Origin of the sequence: Pseudoalteromonas sp. XMcav1-K, from assembly GCF_044005875.1 — a bacterium.
Lineage (GTDB): Bacteria > Pseudomonadota > Gammaproteobacteria > Enterobacterales > Alteromonadaceae > Pseudoalteromonas > Pseudoalteromonas spongiae.
Map to the genome: position 1 here is coordinate 23050 of NZ_JBIPJE010000042.1, position 25319 is coordinate 48368.

The window sequence follows — 25319 nt, forward strand, 5'->3', positions numbered from 1 at the left end:
TTATCTTGCTTCAATACATACCAAATTGGTGATTGAATTGGGTACTGAACTTTTAACCAAACTCGACCAGCGTTATCCATGTCTATCGCATGAATAACGCCGAGCTCTTCAAAGTCACCGAGCTTAACGAGTTCTTGGTTCTGATTTAACTCAAACGCATGAACGGCGTTACCCTCTGTAATGTAAATTGTTTCTTGATTAGCAACCAAGCTTATAGGTGAAGTAACCGCATGTTGATAAGTCGTGACACGTTGCCATGACAAACTTTCGTAATCGGCAGCTAACTCAGTTAATTGACCATCAGTGAGTAACCAAAGCTTTCCACGTACAAACACTGCATCTTTTAACTGTTGTGCAGTTTGATAACCGATAAACTCTACTACTCCGTTTCGCGAGAAATGTTTTACAAGCAGCACATTGCCTTGTTGAATTGCGACCAAATTCTGTTCAACTGACAAAACATCGCCATGAATTGCACTTCGCGTGATTTCCTTTCGTTCATTCGGGTCGAACATTGCTATAAACTGCTGATTATTTTCACGATATTCAACGAAATAATGGCCACCAGAGTGATATAATTTCGAAGCGACGGTATTTGGTCTTTGATATACCGTAGTATCGTTTAGCTTGATCTCAAAACCGTGATTTGTACGTTGTTGCAATGTAATTGGCTGATTATTGAAACTTGCAACATCAACAAGATATGACTCCTTGTCGTTGAACGACGCTAGTACATTGCGTGAGCTGTTTACATAATCATGTTTTTGTATAGTAAACTCTTCTTTCTTCTCGTTACCAGATACATCTTTTAGGGTACTGCTCACCTTAACTTGGCCTGACTCAATACCGGTTTGCCAAAGTGCAGATGTCGTGTCCATAGCAAGTGTTTCAGTCGAATTGTTGCTGTCTGTTACGACAACAGTTGACTCGTCTGAATAATCAACCATGCTTTGTGGGCGCTGCCCTTGAATATGCATCGCCAAGCCAGATAGAACATTGTCATTTGGCCACACTTTTACTGCAATATTTTCCTCGAGAGAGTCATCTTTAACCACATTTACAAAGCTACGAGCGACATAGTCCTCGCCTTCTAACGCTAGTAATACAACAAGGTCTTCGCTTGTGTAAGGCATTTTGATTGTTACATTAAAACGTTCTACATCTACATGTGGTTTTACAATTTCAATTGGCTCAGGGTTACGCGGATCAGTTTTCTCAGCACCGACTAAAATTGCTAATGTCGCTTTTTCGATATGGCGCATTAACAGCGTAAGTTCAACTTGCTGTCCTTCTCTCACATACTCACCATTGTTTGGCGAAATAATACGTAGCTCAGGCTCTCCTTTAGTTGGGTCAAATGCTCGCACAGAGACAACTTCAGAGTATCCAATATTACCGTTCGGATCATTTGCTCTCGCTTGAATTGTCACTTGTGACTCTGTCTCAGGCGTAAATTGATACAAGTTTGCTGTTTCAACCGTTTCGAAAGGACCTTCATTAATTGACACTTCAACTTTTTCAACACCGTATTTATCGAATGATTGAATAACCACATCAGCAACTTCTCCAATTGGGAATTTATCATTCATTTTAGGTGTTACAATTGAAACAGTCGGCGGTGTCGCGTCTTTGTATAGCCTATAGCTACTATTGAACGTTCGAGAACCTGCATAATTAAGTTCCGCCTTGAGCACCACACCAACATTTTGTTCAGGTGCAATCTGAGCCAGGCTTGGGTTTACAAAATTTAAAGTGACTAAACCATGGTCAAGCATCTGATGGTATGTTGTTCTATACCACTTGTTATGCAGCATCATTGTGGTGCTATTAACCAGATCAAAATCACCAAACACTTTGAATTGAATACTCGACGCTGACAGTTCTTCGGCTTTCGTTGGTGTTAAGATTGGCTCAGACACGTTTACTTGAGGTTCGATTATCGCGGCACTAAATGGCGCAGTCGCGACATTGTCATTACGATCGGAAACTTTAAGTCTAACGCCAAGTTGCTCAAAAGACTCATCAATAAATAAGCTAAACTTATTGTCACCGATAGACTGTGCGTGATGTACAAAATTAACGCCATCTTTCGCATAAAGCAGCGTGTACCTTACGTCACTTGTTAAATTATCAATAGCGCTTGCTTCAAATTCATAAGTACGACCTCTTGTTAAGGTCATTGCAGGTGTCATTGGCAACTGATCTGCAACTCGCTGTAAACTAATTGACCTTGGAGGCAAACTATCAAACGTAGTGTGACTCAATACTAATTGGCCGTCGATAATCGTAACATTTGTTTTATTGTAATCTTCAACAGTATTTGCGTCGGTGTCACTAATGCCATTTATGACCACCGTATATACTGCGTTATCTTGTAAACGATAACCATTGACAGGAGAGAGTATTAAACGTTTATTTTCAACTGCAACAGTAAAATTATCTGATACATCGAGATGCATTTGAGTATTGTAATCAAAGTTTTCTTTGCTTACCGAAAAGCTTCCCACAACCATGTCATCATTGAACGAAATAGCGATTCTATCTTGTGTGTTAAAAGCAATACTGGTCGACGTCACAATAGGGGCTGTATCATCAATAGCGGTCAAACGTTGTGCAACTTTATAATGCTCTTGTGTGCTCGGTTTAACTATTTCAACATGATACACAGTGCCAGGTAAGGTATTAGGCGTATTGAATACTATGCCTCCCGTAATATTTCTGTACTCAACCTTATTGGAATCTGAAATAGTATCGCCAAGCTCATCCGCTAAAAAGTAAACTTGTATATCACCAGTTAACCCTTTGCCTTTTAGCGTGATTTCATTTCTCTGCGTATCAGAAACTAAATCCGCGCCACGTGCATTATTACTCGTTAAAGTATCTACAGAAATTGCATCTGTGACATTCAACCCAGCTATTAATGACGCTGTTTCTGCCCCTTGATAAGCGGTAATACTATTTACCCCGGCATTGTCAAAATGACGAGTAAAGGTTAATTGAGTACCGCTATTATTCACTTCAAAGTCAGCAGGCAATAGAGTTTGACCGCCCACAACCAGACGCTCTAGTGCAAAAAGTTGATCTCCAAATAAAGTAAAATGCGTTTCACGTCCAGTGATAGTCGTGTTCGGGGATAGGTAATCAAGCGATACCGGCTCATCAGTAAATAGCGGATGCATGGTAAAGGCATTTGGTAAATCAAATACAACCTGACCACCGTCTATATTCTGTTGAGGATACACATGTAGTTCAATCTTCACAGCCGCATTTGCTATAAAACCTGGCAAGTGTGGCGTATAACCAATGAATCCATCAAACACCTCTGTTTGTCCAGCGACATCATTACCATCTTGTGTCACGCTTAAGCTGCTGTTTCGCCACGGAGACTCATCGCCCTTGATAGCGAAGTAAAGTGATTGATTCGCACGTGTAATCAAGTTGGTTTGCGCAGCAATTAAGTTACTAACAATCGTACTACCACATCTTACCTCACCACGAATGAGTCCACATATTTGGTCATCAAATAACATGACATGTGTTGCATTTAGGTCTACGTCGACACTAGCAATTACGTTAGCGTTTAATGCTTGATCACCTATATTAAGGTCCGCAAGTACAAACTGCTCACCATTAAAGTAACTAAGCAGTTCACCATTGATACTTAATTTATTGTTTGTTCCTAGCGATGTAGTAACTGCTAATTTACTCATCTGCCCACGGATCACATGACTTAAATCATAAAGCGCCAATTCTGACGGTGCCATTACATATAGTCGATTCCCCTCAATATGTAATTTTTCTGCATAGGTCGGGATATCAGACTTTATAACAACCTCAGATGCTAAATCACTTGCTCTCAAAGCAACCAGAGATCCATCTTTAATGCTAATAACAAAATCGTCGTAGAAGGTTAATGCTTTATACGCCCCCTCCAGTGTTTGATAACTCTGGCCAGAGATATCGGTTATTAATACTTCGCCATCGGCAAACATCGCGAGTGTATTTTGCTGCAGCACTAGCGCACTGATGGTTTTATCAGTTGGAAGTTGAATTCGGTTATGAAGTGCATAAGCCGCATTATCATTCGCTCGATATACGACAACGGAGTTATCGTCCAACAGAACTGCGACTGTATCTTTTTGTATCGCCAGCAGTTTACCTTTACTTGGTAATGTATGCGTGAACAAGTTGACGTAGCTATTCCCAATGTGCTTATCGATTACCAATTCATCAATCTTCAGCTTAATAATTTGATCATCAAAGCTTTCCATTAATGTAACAGCATTATCGTGTTCACTTGTTGGTACAAAAACGCTTAGGCTATTATCAATTGCGGCGACGTCTGGGTTGTCTTGGTTATGTAGTTTCACAGACAAACCACCAAGTGTATTAGTTGGTAAATCAAACACGACTAAATTCGAACGAATAAACTCAACACCTGTGGCAGGTTGATTATTAATCTCAATCAAGGTATGGCGGTTTATGCCTTCTGCTTGAATTGCTATTTGTTCTGCACTGTTAAATGCAAAAGTGGTTTCGAGCGTATTTACCAATACTTTTTCATGATTAAACTTACCAATAGCAAGAATTTCTGGGTCAGTAATGTAAGTGTAAGCACCATTTAATACATCGTGTTGGTGCATGTTACTTAGTTCAAGACTGACAAGTTTGTTGCTCGCTGGTTTTTCATTAAGTGGCGGTACAATCAGCGTAAGCTTTTCAGGACTATAATATTGAATATCTTCTTGTGGTACCTCTTTTCCTGCAAAGCGGATCTCGCTATCACGGCTGAAGTTTTCACCAAATAATGTTACTTGATTACCACCATTCCAAACCCCAGAATTAGGCACTACGGCAGTTATGACTGGTGAATTAAATTCACTCGCGATAAAGCTAAATTGATAAGGCGCTTCGAGCGTATCGTTAGTGATTGCACGTAATCCTTTGGCAATATTCACCTTATAACGTTTGCCATTTTGCCATGGTGCATCTGACACAAACCTTGCAACTACGCCATCCGTTAATACATCTAATTGCCATTGCCCTGAAACAGGCACTTTATTCAAAGTAACTGTAATTAAGCTGTCTATAAACTGCTCAAAATAGTGAGGTTCAATGTATTGATTAAAACGGATCTCGAGTGCTTGTTCTAAAGAAACATACCCCTCAGTGTCTGGTGTATGGCCAATTACAGCAAAACCATCTGGTGCAAAGCTTTCAATGCCTCCACCTGTTCTATGGTACTTACTACCAACAGGTACAGGACTTTCAATTCCTTGACCTTTACTATCTTGAAGATAAGCCGTTGTTGCAAATAGAGTAAGATTGTTCACCGCAATATCAGTAACAGATCCCATCACACTGTAGTAGTTATAGAGTGCAGGGCTTATATCAAATCTTCCTGCTAACCAATTACTTATATTAAACTGCTGAAGGTCACCATGACCTGCCGCCACATTCAAGATGCTGCCTTGAAGCAATAATTTATCTGCAGAGATATCACCATTGCGTAACAGATAAGCCAAGTTTAGATTATCTAACCCGTTACCAGTTGCTTTATCAATAGCTACTACGGTCGCATTATTGCCTGTAGCAACAAGGATAATTTCATCCAAAACGATAGCGTCAGCAATTGGTAAACGTTTACCTAGCTGATCAGTAACTTTGATACGCTGTTCAATTGTGAAATCACCTGAAGCAATATCTACCGAGACAAGCTCTCGACTGGTTGATAACACTAACCATAGATCAACACCATCAACAATCGTTTTGCTTACAATCCCTTTAAGCACTGCACTGCTAATAAACCCAATTTCTTCCAGCTGTGCGTTATCGCCAATAGTATAAATAGCAAGACCAGCGTTAGTTGCAACAAACAATAAATTATTTTCGATAATTAAATCATTAATCGAACCTCTTTGTTGCATAACAGACATCAATTGTGGTTCTGCTGGTTGAGAAGTATCAAACCAAAATAATTGATTACCACCAGCAATGAATAATTGATTATTCTGAGATGTAATTAAACTAAAACCTGAAGGCGGTAATTGACGTGAGAAATGATATTTTTGAACATCATTGCCAAGCTTCTTTTTCAGTATATTGATTACTACAGGGTCATTTACATCGGCAACTAACAATTGCGCTTGTTGCGTCTTTACGCTCGCCAGTTTGTTGCCGTCACTATCATAAGGTGCATACCCGCCACCTGAAATCGCATACAACAAGCTATCTCTTGCGAACAAACCTATTAACGGATTATTGTCATCTCCTTCGGTCGCATAAGTTGCTGTTGCTTGGTCTGCATAGAAATACTCTACTGGCGACACTGTTATGTAGTCTGTGAGTTGAGGATTAAATGCACTTACTGTTGCAGGGCCAAAGTTACCTGCTGGTACTAATCCTTCAGCAAGGTTTGCTGAATGAACTCGTACATTATTGAGCGGTGATCCATTTACTTCAAATTGTGTGCTTGGTGTAAAACCAAAACCACGAAGTTGCAATGTGTTACCGCCCTGTGGGGGACCGGTAGCCGGATTAATATCTTGCAGTACGAGTTTCGGTAATACAATTAATCCTGCAATAACTGTGTCTTGTCGGCCTAGCTTTGAAACGCTTATCGAATAAGCCGTTGCAACATCAATATTTGGGATTTTATCAAGCTTAAAAGTGACTTGATTATTATCAACACTTTCGATGTTAGCCCCATCAATAAGCATATCACCAACATAAATTGTCAACTGTGCAGAGTCTCTTCCGAACCCCGAACCCGTTAACTTAACTAGCTCCGTACCGTCTGCATAGAAGTAATGATTAGATGTGTTTTCACTGATACTGACACGTTCAATTTTATCAATATCAATAGCAACTACATTACTATACTGATACGTGATCTCAGATGTCGTGCCTAGTTTTTCACCGTTTATGTTTAATAGCTCAGCATTAATAATCACCGTCACGGGCCCTGAACTATTAAACTCTGGCATTGCAAAGCGAACTTTAGCGCCAGTCATGGTATTAATACCTAACGGAGAAACCCCATAAGTATTGTCTTCAAACTTTACATTAATTTGCGACTTTAAATGTGCTTCATCGGTGTTTATCAAATTATTAAAATAAAGTTCGATGTATTCTCCCGGCCCAATATCAGCATTTACCGTCGGTACGAAATCGCTTAGCGCGAGTCCTTTGGGTAAAATTTGTTCTAACCCTTGCTCTGTTGCTAAGTATTGTGAACCATGTGATTCCAGTAGCACACTCTCAACACTATGTTGCTCAGCATAACTCACCACAAATACATTAGATTCTCGAGACAATTGGATGTATTGGTCACCTAATGTAATCGCCCCACCTTGCTCCGCCAACAACATACTGACTGGCCCTTGTTGGTATTCAAGGCCTGCTAATCCGTGTAACACGTACTCTGGTACAGCTCCTAGTGAAGTGAACTGAACCAATACAATATCCGCTTGGCGCTGCAATAACACATGCAAATCACCATTAACCCATTGAACTTGAAGAGGTTTACCAAGCAACTCTCCAGAATCAAAGCGCAATACAGGAAAACCTAAAGGCGCAGCATAAACAGGAGAAGTTAAGTCAACAAAGCGTATATATCCTTCAGCTAAGTCTGAATAGCTAGCAATTGCGAGTACGTTATTCGCTTTCGACAACGCTATATCACTCACATGATAATCTGAAACTGCTAACGTATTTAAAATAAATGGATTAGCTTTGTCTGAAATATCAATAACAACCACACCGGTGTTCTGTACCGATACAAATGCAACCTTATCAACAAGCTCGATTCCAGTAACAGGTCCTGATAATGGTAACTGGCTTAGCCTTATTGGTGACATTGGCAAGCTCATGTCATAGATTTCAAGTCCGTAATCTAACAAATAAGGGTTGTTAATGGCTGCTTGCGCTCCGCTGTGAACACCCACAAATAGGAAGTTTTCACTTTCAACCATTGCGCCAATAGACATAGGTGGATAGTTAGGCAAATCAATGCGCGTTCCGCGCTCTAACATATAGTTAAATTGACCTAAAAGAAGTTCTTCATTACCGCTAATTAAAATCACATCATATTGCCCGGGCTGTACCACTTTTGGCAATCTGAAACGAATTAAGCTCTGTGAAACAACGTCATCTTCTAAGTTGAGATTGTATTCACCATCATCCATTTCTTCAGTGTATAACTCATTACCTAATTTATTACGTAATAAGATTTTATCTCCAGGTAAGAAAGTCGATCGATTTGACTCAATATTTAATATGTAGCCACCTTCAACCGGCCCTGACGTTTTAGAAAACTCGAATTCAGTCGCGTTGTCTATATGGTCTGACACCACTACCGCACCAACTAGTTCGCTACTGAGGCCGTTGTTTTCTACTCTAACTGTGTATTGACCTGCTAGGTTTTCCCTAAATTGTAATCCCGTAATGTCGGTTATCAACATGTCAGAATCTAAATAGCTATCTAAAGGGACGTCATTTAGGAACACCTGTGACTCATTGGTAAATCCACTTCCGTAGATGCGTAATTCTCCAAGATCATTTGTACGGAATAAGTTTCGTGATAAGTGGGATATATCAGGTCGAGCGGCATCAATATAGCTAAATGATGCCTCAAAAGCTGCCAATAAGCCTGTTCCTCTGGCATTATTAGCCGATTTAATATTCAATGTATATCGTTGTTTATCAGATAGTGCTGCATTGATCAGAAGAGTGCGTGACGCTCCTGCTTCAGGGCTAACTCCAACCACTGTTACATCAAGAGATTCACCAGTGCTTTCATCAACTAGTGTCGCGACAACCGAATCAACTGCAATTGCTTCGTTAAACGTAATTGTAATTGCTTCGTCTTTCGCTAACTGCTGAGACTCAATATTACTCGACTTAACAAACGAACCAGGCAGTTCATATGCAGCAACGCCATTATCACCTTGTGCTGTTAGCACGCTGACATTATTGACAAGCCCATCATAGATTTGCGCATTAGTACCCGCAGACACAACAACCGGGTTATTTATATCTGTTACATCATAAATAACAATGCCACCTTGTTGCATTGAGACAAACAATAAGTTGCCATATACATTTACTTTGTGTGCACTGCTCTTTCCAGATTGCAATTCTTCAGGGATTACAATAAATTTCTCAACTTCAACTAATTGTTTATCGACAATAGCAAGACCGATTTCACCAAGAGCAAGTACTAACTTACCTTGGTGCTCGGCAATATCAAATACATTTCCCGGTAGCAATAACTCAGTAACTTCTGATGGGCGGTATAAATTAATAGCCTGAATCTTATTAGGGTATATGCCATTTGGGGAGGTATCTAAATTAAACAGATCAATTAGAGGGCATTTTTCTCCCGGTGAACTTACCCTGCTACCGCTATGACCGGCAACAAAAAGTCTGCCATTATCAGTTAACAACAGTTTATTATCGCTTTCTATGGCAATACTGTTTTGTATAACAATAGGGTCATCTTTTGCGAGCATATTAACCGAAAACATTTGGCGCGATGTGGTTCCACCTGGAACCCACGAGCACTCATCAGGAGTGTCTGTTGCTGACGAACTGATACCAGTTGCATAAATACTGAAATCGCTTGACGAAGTCGCAACCGTTAAATCACCCGCTCCAGTGTAAGCTGAATGTTCCCTAACAACAATTGGTATAATCGATGCATCATCAGTATTGACGACCCTAAGGCCTATAGGTCCAAAGCCACCTGTAACAACGGTGTCACGTTTACTACTACCAATATTAGCTAGTTCAAACGATTCAATATTTGCACTATCAGCGCTCATACCAAGGGCTATCGCTTCATGGTAACGCATGAAATTCTGTTCAGAAGGCGTTAAAGGAATTTCTTCACCTGTAAGAATGGACGCATTTTGTTTTCCAGAAAGTAGCTTATGTGTAACAAACTCCTCAAACTCGTATTGCTGGTACTCACCGTTAGGTGTTGTAGCGGTAGTGCCCGCTACGACCAATTGATTCGGATTATTCGCATCGACTGAATAACCTATGTTAGGTAAAAACACTGGGACTTGTGCAATAGAAGCACTCGGAACTCCCAAATTAAAATAACCACTGCTTGTGTAAACCATATTCGCAGTGGATAGCGCTGCTAAGTCGTAACTACTTGCGGCAAATAAATCAATCGCACTTTGTTTTTTAAGACCATAGCCAAGCTGTACGTCTGTCTCAATACGGTGGGCATTATTTCTGCTTGAAACGGTTATTGGGTGCTTACCCGACATATTTGGTGGTGCTGTGAAGGTGAGTTTATTGCTACTAAGCACTTTTACATCTTGCGCAGTGACATTACCAACTTTGATACTCGTTCCATCAGATACACTAGTACCCGGTTCAAACCCGCTACCAATTAATGTAATAGTCTCTCCGCCTTTGTAATCTGTCCACAGAGGTGACACAGAGTCTGCACTCAACACACCGTCAACAACAATTGCCCCTTTTAGGCTCAAGGTATACTGCGTACCTTCGCCTGTTATTATCATAACCAAATCATAAATACCCGGTTTAGGCAGTGTTGGCGTAACAAAACTCAATGTATTTGCAGGGTTTTCTACCGAAGCATGATTAATTTGCAGGTCTGTAACTGGTTTTTCGCCGATAAAGATAGAAATATCTTTGTTTGTTAATAACCCTAACACCGATAGCGAATGCTGCTTTTGCTCACCCGTTAAAACTCGGCGTGGCAACAAATCAAACAACGAGTAATTCTCAATTTCTTCGTTGATATACTTAAATCTCGTTACAACATCATTTTCGAGAGACGCTATTTTAAGGTAATTATTATTAGGCAACGGTTTAACACTCGCTAAGCCACTTTTCACTACAATATCAAACGTATCATTAACCGAAAGCTGTGATAAGTTTGGTGATATTGAGATGTCATTATTGGTAATTTCAATATCACTTGGGATAACCTCGCCATTAATGTTTCGTGCAAACACAAAATCATTATTTTTGTCGTAAAGGTCTATCGCTTTATTGAAAGAGACAACCACGTTATCAAGCTTTTCGTTGATGTAATGTGGTAAAGGCTGAACTCGAATGACTCTTAATTCGCTATCTATATAGCGACCAATCATATAGTTCGACTCGCTTTTGAAAGACTTGCTGCCTGCCGTATACAAGGCATAATTAGAAGTTGTGAGCACGTAAACTGGATATTTAATCGCTAACTTTCCAGCCGTTGGTTTGATGTTTTGAGCATCCGCTACATTTAAACTCACCACGCCAGACTCGCCAGTAGCTAAATGCAGAATATTGCCCTGTATAGCGACATCATGTACTGCTCCATAATTCACAAGCCGAGCTATTAATTTCGGCTGATAAGGGTTTTCAATATCAATTATTGCAGCACCTAAAGCCCCCATTGCCATATAAACTCGCGTTCCATTAACGGCTAAATGAGAACCAGGTAAATCAATCGAAGCAACGTGTTTCAGCCCCAATTCGGCATTGTGTTGAATAATGTCTAGCTGACCACTTTTAACACTTGATGTGTCAAGAGTTTGCGAAGCAAAATTGTATTTACCGGAAGCAACAGCAAAAAACTTACCTTGTTGTAACTCTAATTCTGCAACATCTAACGCATCGAACTTGGTTTGATAAGATGCCGCAGAATACAGTTTAGTGTGTAAATGACTATCTAATATCTGTAACCCTGAGTCTCCAGCGGCAACATATACTTGATTATTTTCAGCTCGAATACCTTTCGCAAAGTTCGCACCTAATGCAAGAGACTTAACCAATTGAGCTTGTGAGATATCAAAACTATTTACTGCAAAAACAAAAACTCGTGCTGAGTCTTTGATCGGCGCACCATCTTTATCCAATAATGCCGCAGTTACGAATAATCTATCGTTATTTCGTTCGAAAAAGCCATTAATACCAAGGGCAAAGTAATTTGATGGTAGCGCATAACGTGCGACTAAAGCATTTTCACCTCGTTCTGCCAATGATAAATCCTGAACAAGGACACCTTTCGGCCCAGCAGCTAAGAACAAATAATTATTAGACGGATCAACCTCACTGTCATAAATTATTCCTTCACCCTCAATCTGCAACTCGCTAGGAGTGCGGTATTCAAACGCAGATTCAAGGGTAATATTGCGGCCATCTGAATACGAAACAGTTACATCACTTAGGCCCAGTCTGCCTGCAGGCACCGTAACTATTAGTTTACTGTTATCTACAACTCTTATGTCTTTTTTCGGAACAGGTACATCACCAAATTTAATCTCTAGCCTTTGAGAGCTAGGTTCAAAGCCCTGACCTGTAATTGTTACTTCAGTACCACCATTTACCGAACCGTAATTCGGCACGACTTTACTCAAAGACAAAGGAGCAACATAGTGAAGTGCGCCAATGTAGAGTTTGCGATATTCACCATTGATAACACTCAATGAACTGATGCCTGCGTCATTACTAGGCGCTTGTATCGTATACTGACCGTTTGTCTCATCAAACGCAGTAACTTTCGCCACTTTACCGCTCACTAAAAACTCAAGTCCCGGTACTACTTGGTCTAATGTGATTGTCACTTCACTGCCGCGTGTTGAAACACTTGAAGGGAAAACTGAAACTAACTCGGGCTCTGCCGTGTCTTGTGAGTAAGTTGTGAAATTGACAATATAGTCAACTAAACCTTGGGCTCTATAACTATTCGCTTCACTTGATAGTGTTAATCGATAGTCTTGGCCACTAGCTAGGTTTTGTTTTGGCGTAACCGTGAGTGTTTTGCCTGCAATAATATAATCAAAGGATACATCAGTGCCATCAGCACTTCCTTGAACCTTCTCAAGATTAACGAATCTATTAACAAACGCTTGTTCTGATAGACCATTTAAATTAATTACTTTACTGAAGTTTAATACCAGCGAATCATCAATATTAAACAGACCCATAGGGCGCGGGTAAGAGTCAATAATCTCGTTAATCTTAAGGTCGATTAAACTAAGTTTACTGCCGTAATCACTCTCACTATAAACGACTGCAATGCCATCTTTTGATACATCTAAACCTTCAGATTTGCACTCACTTTCACATATTGTAACGCCGTCTAAAAACTTAATGCCTTGATTACGAGACGCGTCAAAAATTATCACTGAAGAAAGGTTAGTTTTATCAGTTTCTTCTGTTTGCTCTCTCAATAACTCATCGAGCACCTCTTCAGCAAGGCTGTTCTTTGGAGGTACAAACAACTGATATGCTAAAGTTTCAGAAACAATATGTGTTTTTAAACCTTGGTATTGATTAATCTGAAAACCTAAATCAGTAAACTTAGCTACCAGTCTTGGCTGCAGATTAATTAATTCCCAGCGTGAAACTCGCGACTGAGTATCAATGACATCGCTCGATAGTGGGGTTTTTTCAAATAATCCACGGAAATTAACAGAATCAGCTAAAGCACTACTCGGCCCCATAATATCAAGGTAGTAAGTTGTGATTGGGTTTTCTGCTATTGAAATTGCTAGTTGAGTGCCAATTGGTTCAACATGCTTTATAGGTTTTGGCCCTTCAAAAACTCGACTGACAAATGGTTCATCGGCTCTCGAAATATTGACAAAAACAATGGTACTGTCTGTCACCACAAGTAACAGTTGGTCAATTACTAAGAACTGTTTAATTTCTTGTTTAATATCTATTGGTAACTTAATGTTGCCAACGATGCCACGATCAACGCTATCATCTGATGCAAAATTCGCCTTATCGAAAGCCAGCAAATAAGTACCGTTTTCATACTCTAGATCAATAAATGGATAATCTTCCGCTCTTGCAACAGCATAAACATATGAGTTCGTAACTTGGAGCATTTCGGCATTAAGCGTTTGCGGCAAATCATAATAGCCCAAACCATGCATCGGCGCCGCATCATCTATTTTTGCTTCGTCATACTTAACTAAAGATAACCAACTCGGCGCATAGTAGTTCCTAACATAAGATTCATCGACTACTTCTGATGGCTTTAAGCTGTATTGTGGATTTATTCCATCACCCAAAACATAAATAAGATTCTGAGCCTCATCAAATCCTACGCCCTTAATTTTGCCTGGTGGTAGCTTGAGCGCATCAATTGGTTTATCACTATCTCCGTTGTACTTTTTAATGTCGTCTAGTGAAAACACCGGTGACGTAATTAAAGAACGAGTCTCAGATAAATCGCCATAGAATAATGCTTTTGCTAAATACGCCGTTTTTCCTTGGGAGTTTGTAACTTTTAGGTCAACAAAACCACGGAAAGATTCACCAAAGTTTGGAACAATTACACTTAGTTTCGTTGCGCTTTCGACGGTTGCATAATTACCGTCAATCTTAATCGATTTCTGTATATCGGGATCATCGTGACGGATAAATGTCATCGTCATATCTGGGCTAAAACCATAACCGATAACTTTTACATGGTCACCCTCACCTCGTTGACTTGCTTTAATAGTAGCTGGGCTGACGAAGGATATTGCAATTTTATCAGTATACGTAAAAGCACCTGGATACACTGTTTTTATACCTTGATCTTCGAGCTCGATCGCTGCAGGTCCAGATACATTTGGTAACGTAGTTATTTGTAATTTAACTTGTTCATCACCTAAGCGATCAAATGAAACCACTTTATGTTCTATTCCGCCTAATTTCACCTTAACCGAATCAGTTACATTTTTGATGATCATGGTGAGCGAATCACCGCCAGAAGTGTGACCCCAAGATGGTGTTAACGACAATAATTCAGGCTTATCTCCATTGCTACTATTTCCAGTAAAAAAGTCAAAAACATAATCACTACTCAACTCGAAGCCAGTTACCGCTTGCAAGCCCGCTTTGAGCGTTACATAGAAGCGAGTGTTTGGATTTAATAACACACCGTCCTTACTGCTAAATGTAACTGTTGTGTAATCCGTTGCTTCGTCCAATTGTTTAAATGAGAGTTCAAACTGACTTGTTAAATCAACGCCAAGTGTCGGGTGGCCCTCTCGTACTTCTAAGAAACTACCAAGGTCAGTTTGCGGCATTAATGCCGTTGATAATCGGATATGGCCTGTAAGGCCTTCTCGAGGATTATAAATAGAGCCAGATTTAGGTTCATGCTCAATCACAGTGAGAGATGGGAAACTAATTCGATTGAAGCCTTTTTTACCGCCGGCAACAAGCATTTTGTTGTCAACAAGCTGTATATCAGTTACTGCAAAATCTGTACTTTGTGCCTCTTTATTAATCAACACAGGCTGCATTGAATCACTTCTCATCGCTAAAAGACGATTCAAGTCAACAATTTCAATAATGGTTTTAACCGGTACATGTTCTTGGTCTAGGTAGAAAGTAGATACGTAGGCTTTATTTCCTGAAACAGCAACATTAAACGCCCCTGCAGAAGTTAAGTTCTCTTGTGCCGCTTCGATTGCGTGCGACGCGATAAACTGAGGGTTGTTTGGATCTTCAAGCGATACAATATGAAGTGCTCCAGCCCCCTGCCAGGAACCCGAATCTGCAACATATAAAACGCTTCCCTCAATACTGAGCCCTGTAGCGGAACCTGCAGTGTCTAAGGTAGATACAATAGGTAAATCTGGGCGTGTAATGTCAACGATCACAATACCTTGGTACCCTGCGGCGATTACAGCATAATTCTGATAGATAGTTACATCTGAAACATATCCGTCTGGCTTTATAAAATCGACTCTGTACGGATTTTCTATATCCGTAATATTGAATACTTGAACACCACCTAAGCCATTTGCAATAAAAGCCAAGTTGCCTGAAACTGCAACAGCATTTGCGTCTTTGTAAGGTAAATCCGCATTGCCCGATAATAGGTAAGGTACTCCAAATTGATTATCACCATTTTTCTTAGTAAACAGTAATAATTCACCAAACGCAGAGTAATGGTCTTGAATATGAGAATCTGACGAGCGTTCAGAAATTAATGCGCTAGTAAACCTATTACCTTCACAATCCGATACACATCCAACTCCGACTTTACTAGCCGCAATCAGACCATCTGCTGCGGCTAGACTTGAAATTGTGCCTGTTAATATTTCAACATTAGCATTGATCAGCGGCGAATAAACAAATCGTTCGCCATTTTCGGGGGCTTCATTCCAATTAATATAATCAGCGAGGAAAAGTCCCGTTTCATTTTTTATTTCTGGAGATTCGGCGTGCATGTATGGAGCAAATATTGGTAAATTCACCACTGGTGATACCGTCGACCAAGCACCCACTAGACTTTGCTTTGCACCATATTGTCTATATTGTGCAAGTGCGTTGTAATGTACAGTTTTAGCTAGAGCATTAGCTGTGCTTTTTGGGCTAAAGTAGACTTTTTCACTAATTGGATGAGCAACTAAATGCGTTGTCTCCTGTGCTACTGTGTGCTGACCTGTAATAATACTGGTTACAACCCTAACTCGTTCATTCTTTAAGCTTTGAGATGTTAAAATATTACCGTCACTGAATTCAGTCCAATAAACAAACTGATTATGTTTAGGTTCACTTACTTGGTAACCAAGATCGGCAAGCATTTGGTCATCTCGAATCAGTTCACGCTCAACCTGATATAGTGTTATCCATTGGTTGTCATCATTTTGATACTCTCTTAACCATGTTTGTTTTACTAATCGCTCACGGCTGCTGCCATAGTCTTTAAAAGTCACAAAACTAATAGTCGCGTTTTCGGTATCAAGAATCTCGCCATCGAGTGGCGCCAGATTAACAACCTCCGGCTCAACAGTATCATCTAAAATCCCTACTTTAATGACTTCTGAAAGGCCTTGCTGATCTAATTTATCAAATGCAACCGCCTGTATATTAATACCTTTTGCATCAACAGGTGGGTATAAACGTGCTTTAAATATATTTGAATTTGGCTCAGGTTGGTAAATCACTGCGGCTGGTTTATCGTTCATTAAGAACCTTACGCGATCAACACCAAAAACACCAAGATCATCTTTTACGCGCACAAATACATCAATTGGTTCGCCTGAAATTGCAAAGCTTTGTTGCTGACTAGGTTGAACGATATATACTTCTGGCGGTTGATCTGCCATAACAGTAAATGCAAACGCCGAGCTAAAATCACTTTCTTTGCCATACGTATCAATCGCTTTTGCACGGAAGTAAATAGTATCTCCTACGCTCAAGTCGCGACTTGACTGCTCAAATGTAAAGGGGGCAGTACCCGATAACCCAACTTCCTCGTATGATTCGATCGTGTCATTATTCACCGAACGATACAAAGTAACTGATTCAACACCCGACTCTAAATCTGAAGCGTGAACATTTGCGATAAAGTCTCGACCAACCGTAACTGATTGTTGATTATCTAGAGCGATGCCGCGAGTATCGAGTAAAATAATGTTATTGATATCAGGAGATGAATTTGCTCGTAAAAGAATACCCGTGCTTTCTGCTGCAGTATTTCCAGCACCATCAGAAGCAATGACGCGCACTTGAAGCTGGGCAGCTTCACTTTCATGTTGATTTAATTGTTGTAACTTCGGAAGCACAAATTCGCCATTATAAGGCGGTATCAGTGAGAAGTTTTGGCTTATTATATCGCTGTTGGCAATGACTCCATCGTTATTGAAATCATATACTAACTGTGTATTAACACTCGACACTTCAACATTATCAGTTGCATCTACGGCATATTTTAATCTGCCTTGCTCTGTAACAGTAACACCCTGCTGCGGATTAATAATCGAAATAATAGGAGCTGTAGTATCTTTGCTGACATGTAATTTAGTTTTATTGCTAAAACTAGTACGTGCATTTTCCTTTCTATGCTCCGTAACTGTCGCTAGCAACTCGATGTCTTTACCAGTTTGACCAAACGGGATTTTAAAAACAAATTCGTATGGGTATTTACCATCTGATAATGTTAAATCACCACCGACTAAACCTTTTACCTGTAGTGATACATTGTCAATACCAACATCATCTGACGCAACAACTTGAGTCAGGACAGTTTGTCCTTCAATGTAATTTGCATTATTTTGTGGAAATGCTATTTCTGCTACAGGCGCTTGGTCTGCCACGATTGGTAATGTGATTGACTCTTTAGCAAGATGATTATCAACATCATTATATTTTTGGCCGTATGAATCTAATGCCTCAACATCAATTCGAATCGTGTCATTGTTCAGCTCGGCTTGCGTAGGTGCATAAAATGAAAATGTATACGGGCCTTTCTCAAAACGTCGTGATTCAATTAATTTGTCTTTGTTAAATACGGATGCCCTTACATATTCAATTTTTACATCATCTTGCGCGTGAATGTTAACCGAAACTGGTGCTCCTTCAACGATTTTTGACTGCAAATTAGGTGATACAATATCAACAACGGGTCGCTGATCGATATTCACTTTAAATGCATTTTCAACTTCATATTCATTGCCATTTGCGTCTACAGCTCTAAGTTTTAACCACACAAAGAAGGTAACATCTGTAAAGTCAGATATAGTTGGAAATTGAGATTGTATGTTCGCAAGTGTATCAATTTGAAAAATATGATCATAAACAGGTGTGTCTATATCATTGGTAGTAATTACATTGTGATCTTTAGCCGGAATATTGGAAATTGTTCGGATAGGTGCATCATATGATAACGCAGCTATCTCTTGTCCATTCTTAACTGCTGTTAACCTTTTAAATAGCTCAAATTCGCTAACTTTGACGTTATCATAACCGGTAAATTGTGTTTTTACGCTACTTGCTTCAACAACACCAAATTCTACTTTAGGATACAAAATTGCTGCAGATGGTTTGATGTTATCAGGTACGACATTCAATACAACTTCATCTTTGTTGAAGTCATTATCTAAATCGGTAACAACAGATGACAGCGCAATAATTTGCTGGTCTTTAGTTACTTGCTCAGGCAACTTGTAATAAAAATCGAATACTTCAAGGTATTCACTATCTTCGCTTGCATATATTTTTGCGATTTCTTCGCCGTATAACTTTTCATATTCATCATAAATTTCAGCAAGCTTCAGTTTATCTACAGAGCTAAGTGTTTTATCAGTATCACCATTGAGGTAATTAATTTTTACCCCATTAAATTTGGTAACAATATTTGAATCTTCAATCTTTCGATCATCTGTTACAACCACGCGCGCTCGCAGATTGAATGCACCAGTTACAATAGATTGTGAAGGTGCAGGTGAAACAATACGAATTCCCGGCTTTACATTCCCCAAAGGATGAACAAAAAATTCAATGACAGCTTTTTGATTTAATACATCAAAAACCGTTGTTCGATATTGTTGGGTTTGTTCATGATTAAATACTAAATCAACACTAACATTTTCTTTGACTGTATTGCTTTGATCACAGGCTGTTGCATAGTCTTTTTCAAAGACTAACTCTGTGCTTCCATTAGGTAATAATCGTTCAACTTGCAATCTTGACAAGCCTGTATCATCAAGAAGCGTCAAATCATAGTTAAAATTAGCCCCATTTCTTACCCAAAACTCACCGTAATTTAATCGACTTTTATCAGTAATAATGTTGTGCGCGCCAAACTTAATCAAATCGATTTCAGGTAAATTATTTTTTATAACTGGGTAATACTGCGAAATACTCGAAACAACTCCTTCAGAGTCTGTGAGGTTTACGGAGAGTAAAATATCATCGTTAACTTTTGAGCTCGTTGGCACATTACCCAATAAAGTAAAGTCTTCACTAAATAGTTCAGGGTATTTTGACGCTACGACCTGATCATTGATAAAGAATTCAATTTTTTGCAGCCTTTTCGCATCATCTGCAAAGCTAATATTCCAATCAAACTTTTCGCCTGCCTTAAGTCCGTTTAACTGTGTTGGTGACATCTGTTCAGAAGTCAATGAAGTTGTGCTTTCAGTTATCAACATTGTGCCAATCTGAGGCATTGAGTGGAAAGCGTTGTCTTGCCTCAAATAATCTAAACCGACACCAAATACCGCAATATCTTGTCTATGTGCATAAGGTGGTAAAACCAATAAATTAATTGCACTATTCAGTGCTTTTTTATCATTGCCAAATGCATAGCTAGGGCTAAATGCAACCCAAGAGCGACCTTGTTCGGTATTAAAGATAAGGCTACTTTGGTAGTTAGAGTCTGTTAATCGAACTGGATTGTTTGGTAACGGGTAGCGATTGTGAGCTGGTTTTGTAATTGACAACTTATTGAAATAAGCAAATTCATTTACTTCACTTATAATTTCAAAATCTAGACTGTCAGCTTCTAAATCCAATAAGTTTATTTCTTCATTAAAAGCATACACTTGAGCTTGGTCAATCGCCATACAGGCATCTGCACGTTTTGGTGATACTTTTACTTTGAACTCACCTGAAAGATTCGTTTTAAATACCAATTTTGCATTACTCTCTAATTCATTAGAAAGTGCTTTTAACTTGTTCCCTTCAAATTCCAACCACGGCTTATCACCAACAAATACGCTAAATTCGCCGCTATCAGTTAGCATATCCATTTCATAAGTTAAACCACTGGCTATCTCGTTTTGTTTTTCAACTTGGTAAGAGAGTTTTACTGAATCAACGAGGTCATCCGACATTAGTACCAAACCAGCAACCACAGGCTTAGATTTAGGTGCGTAATCATCACTTATTAATGCGTTAACAAATACATGTTCACCTATAAGCATTGGCTGTGGTGATGCAGCATCGAGCACTAGTTTTGCAGGCTTATCTTGTTCAATCTTAATTGTTTGTTTGACTTGTGATTGATTGTTCAACCTATCATTTGCAACTATTGAAAGTTCAACTTCCTTACCTTCGCTAGGGATTGGGTTGAATTGACTAAAATCAACGTAGATTCCAAGGTCTTTTGATGTAAATGTGTCATCTATCTGTTGCGATTGATGTAAAATTTCATCTTGGAGTTTTACCTCAATAGTTGACAAACCTGACGCATCCTCAACGTCGATGTGTAACGTTACTAACTCATTCTGAGTTACGGTTGGTAAAGGTGAAACAACATTTATGTTAGGCCCTTGTGTATCAGGCAATAACGTCACTTTTACATTGTCGCTACTTCCTTGATTTGCCCCACCATCAACTGCATGCAGAGTAAAATCATAGTCAACAGCCTCAAGTCCCCAAAAGCTGCCCGGAACAAACACGATACCATTCACTTCAGCTTTTACTTGTTCATGAACAATACTAGTGCCTATGGTGATCGGGTTTTCAATTTCGATACGTTCTATTGAATCTTTACGAACAAATGAAAACCATTCCAATGTATGCTTTTTACCTTGACTATCGATAAATACAGGCGTGACGTCATCAATGTGAATATCATCAGTAACAACAGCTGACACCTCAAAAGATTGACCTGTTTCCAAGCTAAACGCGACATTTGGTTTTACTACACTCACAATTGGAGCATTACTGTCTTGTATTACTCGCAGTTTTATTTCTTCGGTAACAATCTGAACACCATCATTAACGGAAACAACTAGTTTAAGCTCGTCTTCAGACACATTAGGCATATTGAAAGAAGCTAAATATTGCGCAGAGCCACGATCCGAGCGCATAGTACCATTGTCGACTTCTTTCCCATTCTCAAAAAGTTGCCATTTCGCGCTGAACGTGCTGTTATCTGTTATGTACGCCAGTACCTCAACTAATTCACCTTCAATATAACTGCTACCAGTGACAGGATGCTCAATTACTAAATTTGGAATCGGGTCTTCATAAACGTTAAAATCCCAAACAACATTATTTACATTCCCAAATTTATCAACCGCTGAAATTTCTAGCTTGACCGGCGAGGTCTGTTTAGGTGTATGGTACAAACTCATCACTTGCCGAGCCGCCTTGGCGTCGTACTCAGCCGCTTTATCACCATCAATGTAAGCTGTCACTGATTCCACGGGCGCTTTATCAAATGCTGTAAATGTGAACACTACACGCTTATCTACAAGTAATGCCTCTGAAGCAAGCGGATTAACTAGGTTTATGACTGGTCCTTCGCTATCACGTGTAATACTAATCAAGTTACTGTACACATCCGACTCTTGTCCCATCGTATCGGTTGCAATCACTTTTAGGTTTATCGATTGCATCTCATTTGCTAAAGACAAAGTTGCTAGGTCAATCGAAAACGTACCTTGAACACTGGTATTAGGTGTCACGGCTCTTTGATCCGATAATTTTCGACTAATCAGAACGTTATGCTTTTCATCAATTAAACTAACTTGAACGTTTTTCACGCCTACGTCATCTTTAGCGATAACATTCAATGTAAGCTCACTATTACTTGTATAATCTAACTGATCTAATTCAACTTCATATATACTAGGTCTTTGGTCGTTAATCACGGCGACCGTAAGGGAAATACTTGTTTGGTTTCCCGCTTCATCAGTAACGTAACCATTTAATGTATATGGCTGTTGCTCTACTTGTTTTGATTCATCAAAAATTGGGAATGATGCTAAGCCTGCAATTGAGAAGGAATTTGCTTCACCAGGTAAACGCTGAATTGGAATATCACTGTCAGTAATTGAATCGGTTGTAACCCCCGTTACTTTAAGCTTACTTCCTTGCTTTTTTACACCATTAATTTTAAACCCTGATACCCCTACATTGTCGTAACCAGTTACTTTTATCAAATGCTCAGTGCCAGTGACGATTTTTGCGACACTTGAATCTGCTAAAATACCATTGATGCTAGGCGAGACGAACTGAACAACGGGCTTTTCATTATCCACACCTACTGCAACGTTGATTACTTGGCTATTACTGCTTTGATGTTTGCTATCGATTGCTTTCGCATAAACTGAGAAGTTTTGAACTTCTTTGTTTTGCACTGGTACATCAAAAACTGCGCTATAAGGCGCATTAGTATCGCTGCCAATTAACTGGTCATTAACGTAAAATTCAACCATTTTAACAGCTTCATCATCGCTCGCTGCAGCTCTTAACTCTACTGGTAAACCAGCAATCCAGTAATCTCCTTCGACAGGGTTTGAAAGCGAAACACTAGGCCCTTGGTCAGATTTTACATTAGTTCGAATTACCTCACTTTGAGTGATTTCACCATGAAAATCAGTAACTTTTACTTGAATATTAGCAATATCACCTAGCAGCTCTGGGTCGATATCTATTTCACGTTTTAAAATAGCTGTTGGCTTACTCAGTTCATTTTTTTCTTCATAATCATTATCAAATATCGTATGACTATCTACGACGCGACCATTTAGCAGTATTTCAACGTCAGTACCTAAGAATAAAGTATCGTCCATAATTTGAAGTACAGCCGTTGTCGTGCCACCAGCAATAACATCTGTTTCATGCTGAGGGTGCTGCAAATTTAATGATGCAGCTGTATTTCGTATTAAATTTAAAAACCGTGAAGGTGTTGCTTGTGTTTTAATCCCTTGCACAAACTCAGCATACACAGGGACTGATTTCTGTTTAATTGTCGTATTTTGTGTATTGTATTTTAGTGACCAAGTTTCAAACAGGTAATCTTTTTCTTCTCCTAACGGAGTCTTAATCTTTCGCACTTCAAAGCCTGGGAAACTTGCTGTACCTACATTCTTTCCATCTACATAAAAATTTACGCGCTCAATCCCAGTTGTTTTTTCAAAACTTTTTTTCGCTTCACCAAGGTTATGACTAAGTTTAAAGTCAACTCTAGTTCCTGCAACAACCCGTTGATTTTGGATTGGCTTTTCAAATGTCATATCTGGAATAACTATCGAGTCTTCATCAATTACCATAATTGACTTTTGAGCCGAGTAACCAGTTTGACCCGCGCTATCGGTTACTCTCGCTTGTACTTTTACGTTCGGCGCGGTTTGGAATTCAGATATATTAATTAAAAATTCATATGGCGGCGAAGTAACTGTTGCAGCCAGTTTGCCTTCAACTAGAAAATCTACTTTGAATACTGATACGTCGTCTACTGGTTTGGCGACTAATGTTGCTTGTTTCCCTTTAACAATTTCAATCGGTGTAGTTAGGTCAACATTCGGCAAAGCATCTATTGCTGAAACCGCGACTTCCCCCTTTATTGTCGGGTCGTTCGCTAAATAAAATGTTAATAATACTGGCGTTGTCGATGAGATTGGTAAAAGCGAAGTAATTTCATTATTTTCTATTTTTAAGTAATTGCTCGCAAATTCAGGGATTTCTATATCGACTGCATACTGTTGAGACACTCGGAATTTATCGCCATTCTCATATATAGCTTCAATTGGAGGAAGTGTAATTGCTTTATTTAAAGACGGAATTGTTAACGTCTCGCTACCAAATGAAAGACCTTTCAATTTCTTTGAAAAATTTACTTCTATCGGAACATCAATACTATTTAAACTTGGGTAATTAACAGTTATTGTGGCATTTTTACTATCAGCATCTGGTGAAACATATACCGTTCCATCGCTACTCACCTTAACATGCTCTGGATCAGAGGATGTGTAAGTTACACCCAGCCCTTCTCCTGCGCTAACCGTTTCGCCACGGAATTCAAAATTAATGTAAGGCAATAAAGTCACAGATTGAAACGGGTCATTAATCGAAACTCGTTCAGGAAATACGCGCCAGCCAAGCACTTTTTCTTCTAATGTTCCTCCCGTTTTTTCGATACTAGACGTAACAGCTTTGTTGCCGTATGCGTCTATTACATATGCATTCAGAAGCAATAAACCATCTGCGTAAATTTGTTGGGCTGACAGTTTTCTGTCGAAAGGAATTTTTAACGAAAAGCTGGTTTGAGCATTGGTCTTCGGAATTATGATTTGGTAACCTGCAGAATTTGCAAAAGCGCTAGTTAAAGCATTGTCAACTACACCACCTGCACCTCTTAATGCTGATGCTGTTATACCCTTTAAATCAATCCCTACTTTTGAGATATCCGCATTATCTGTAGCTTGATAGGTTACTACTAGCGATTGCTGCTCATTTTCTTCAATGATGTTGACACTTTCAAAATAGATCTCAGGGGAAATAGTGTCTTGCGAGAATGACTCACTATAAGTGTCGGTTGTGCCATCAATATAGGTTATAGTTATCGCTGGTTGATTGCCCTCAGCGAGACTAAACGAATATTCACATTGGTCAGTTAACTGTGAATCAGTTAATTCCCCTTCAGAGTTAGTATATTGCACACTAACAATGCGGCTACAATCAGATGCAGAAAACACAAAACTATTCGATGTAGATACATCGAAGCGTCCTGTCGTACTGATATTATATGCATTTGACCCAACAGCTACAGACGGCAAAATAACTGCAAAAAAGGCAACTAATCCTTTTACAAACGACAT

Annotated in this window: 1 protein-coding gene (running past one end of the window); it reads right to left on the reverse strand. The window is 39.4% G+C overall.

The genetic code is table 11. From position 1 onward, the window contains the following. Positions 1–25319, reverse strand: the 5' portion of a protein-coding gene (locus ACHSBP_RS10225) for an IPT/TIG domain-containing protein (RefSeq protein WP_395388784.1). The gene continues 12454 nt to the left of window position 1, outside the view; only the first 25319 of its 37773 coding nucleotides appear in the window; its start codon is at positions 25317–25319; its stop codon lies beyond the left edge, outside the window.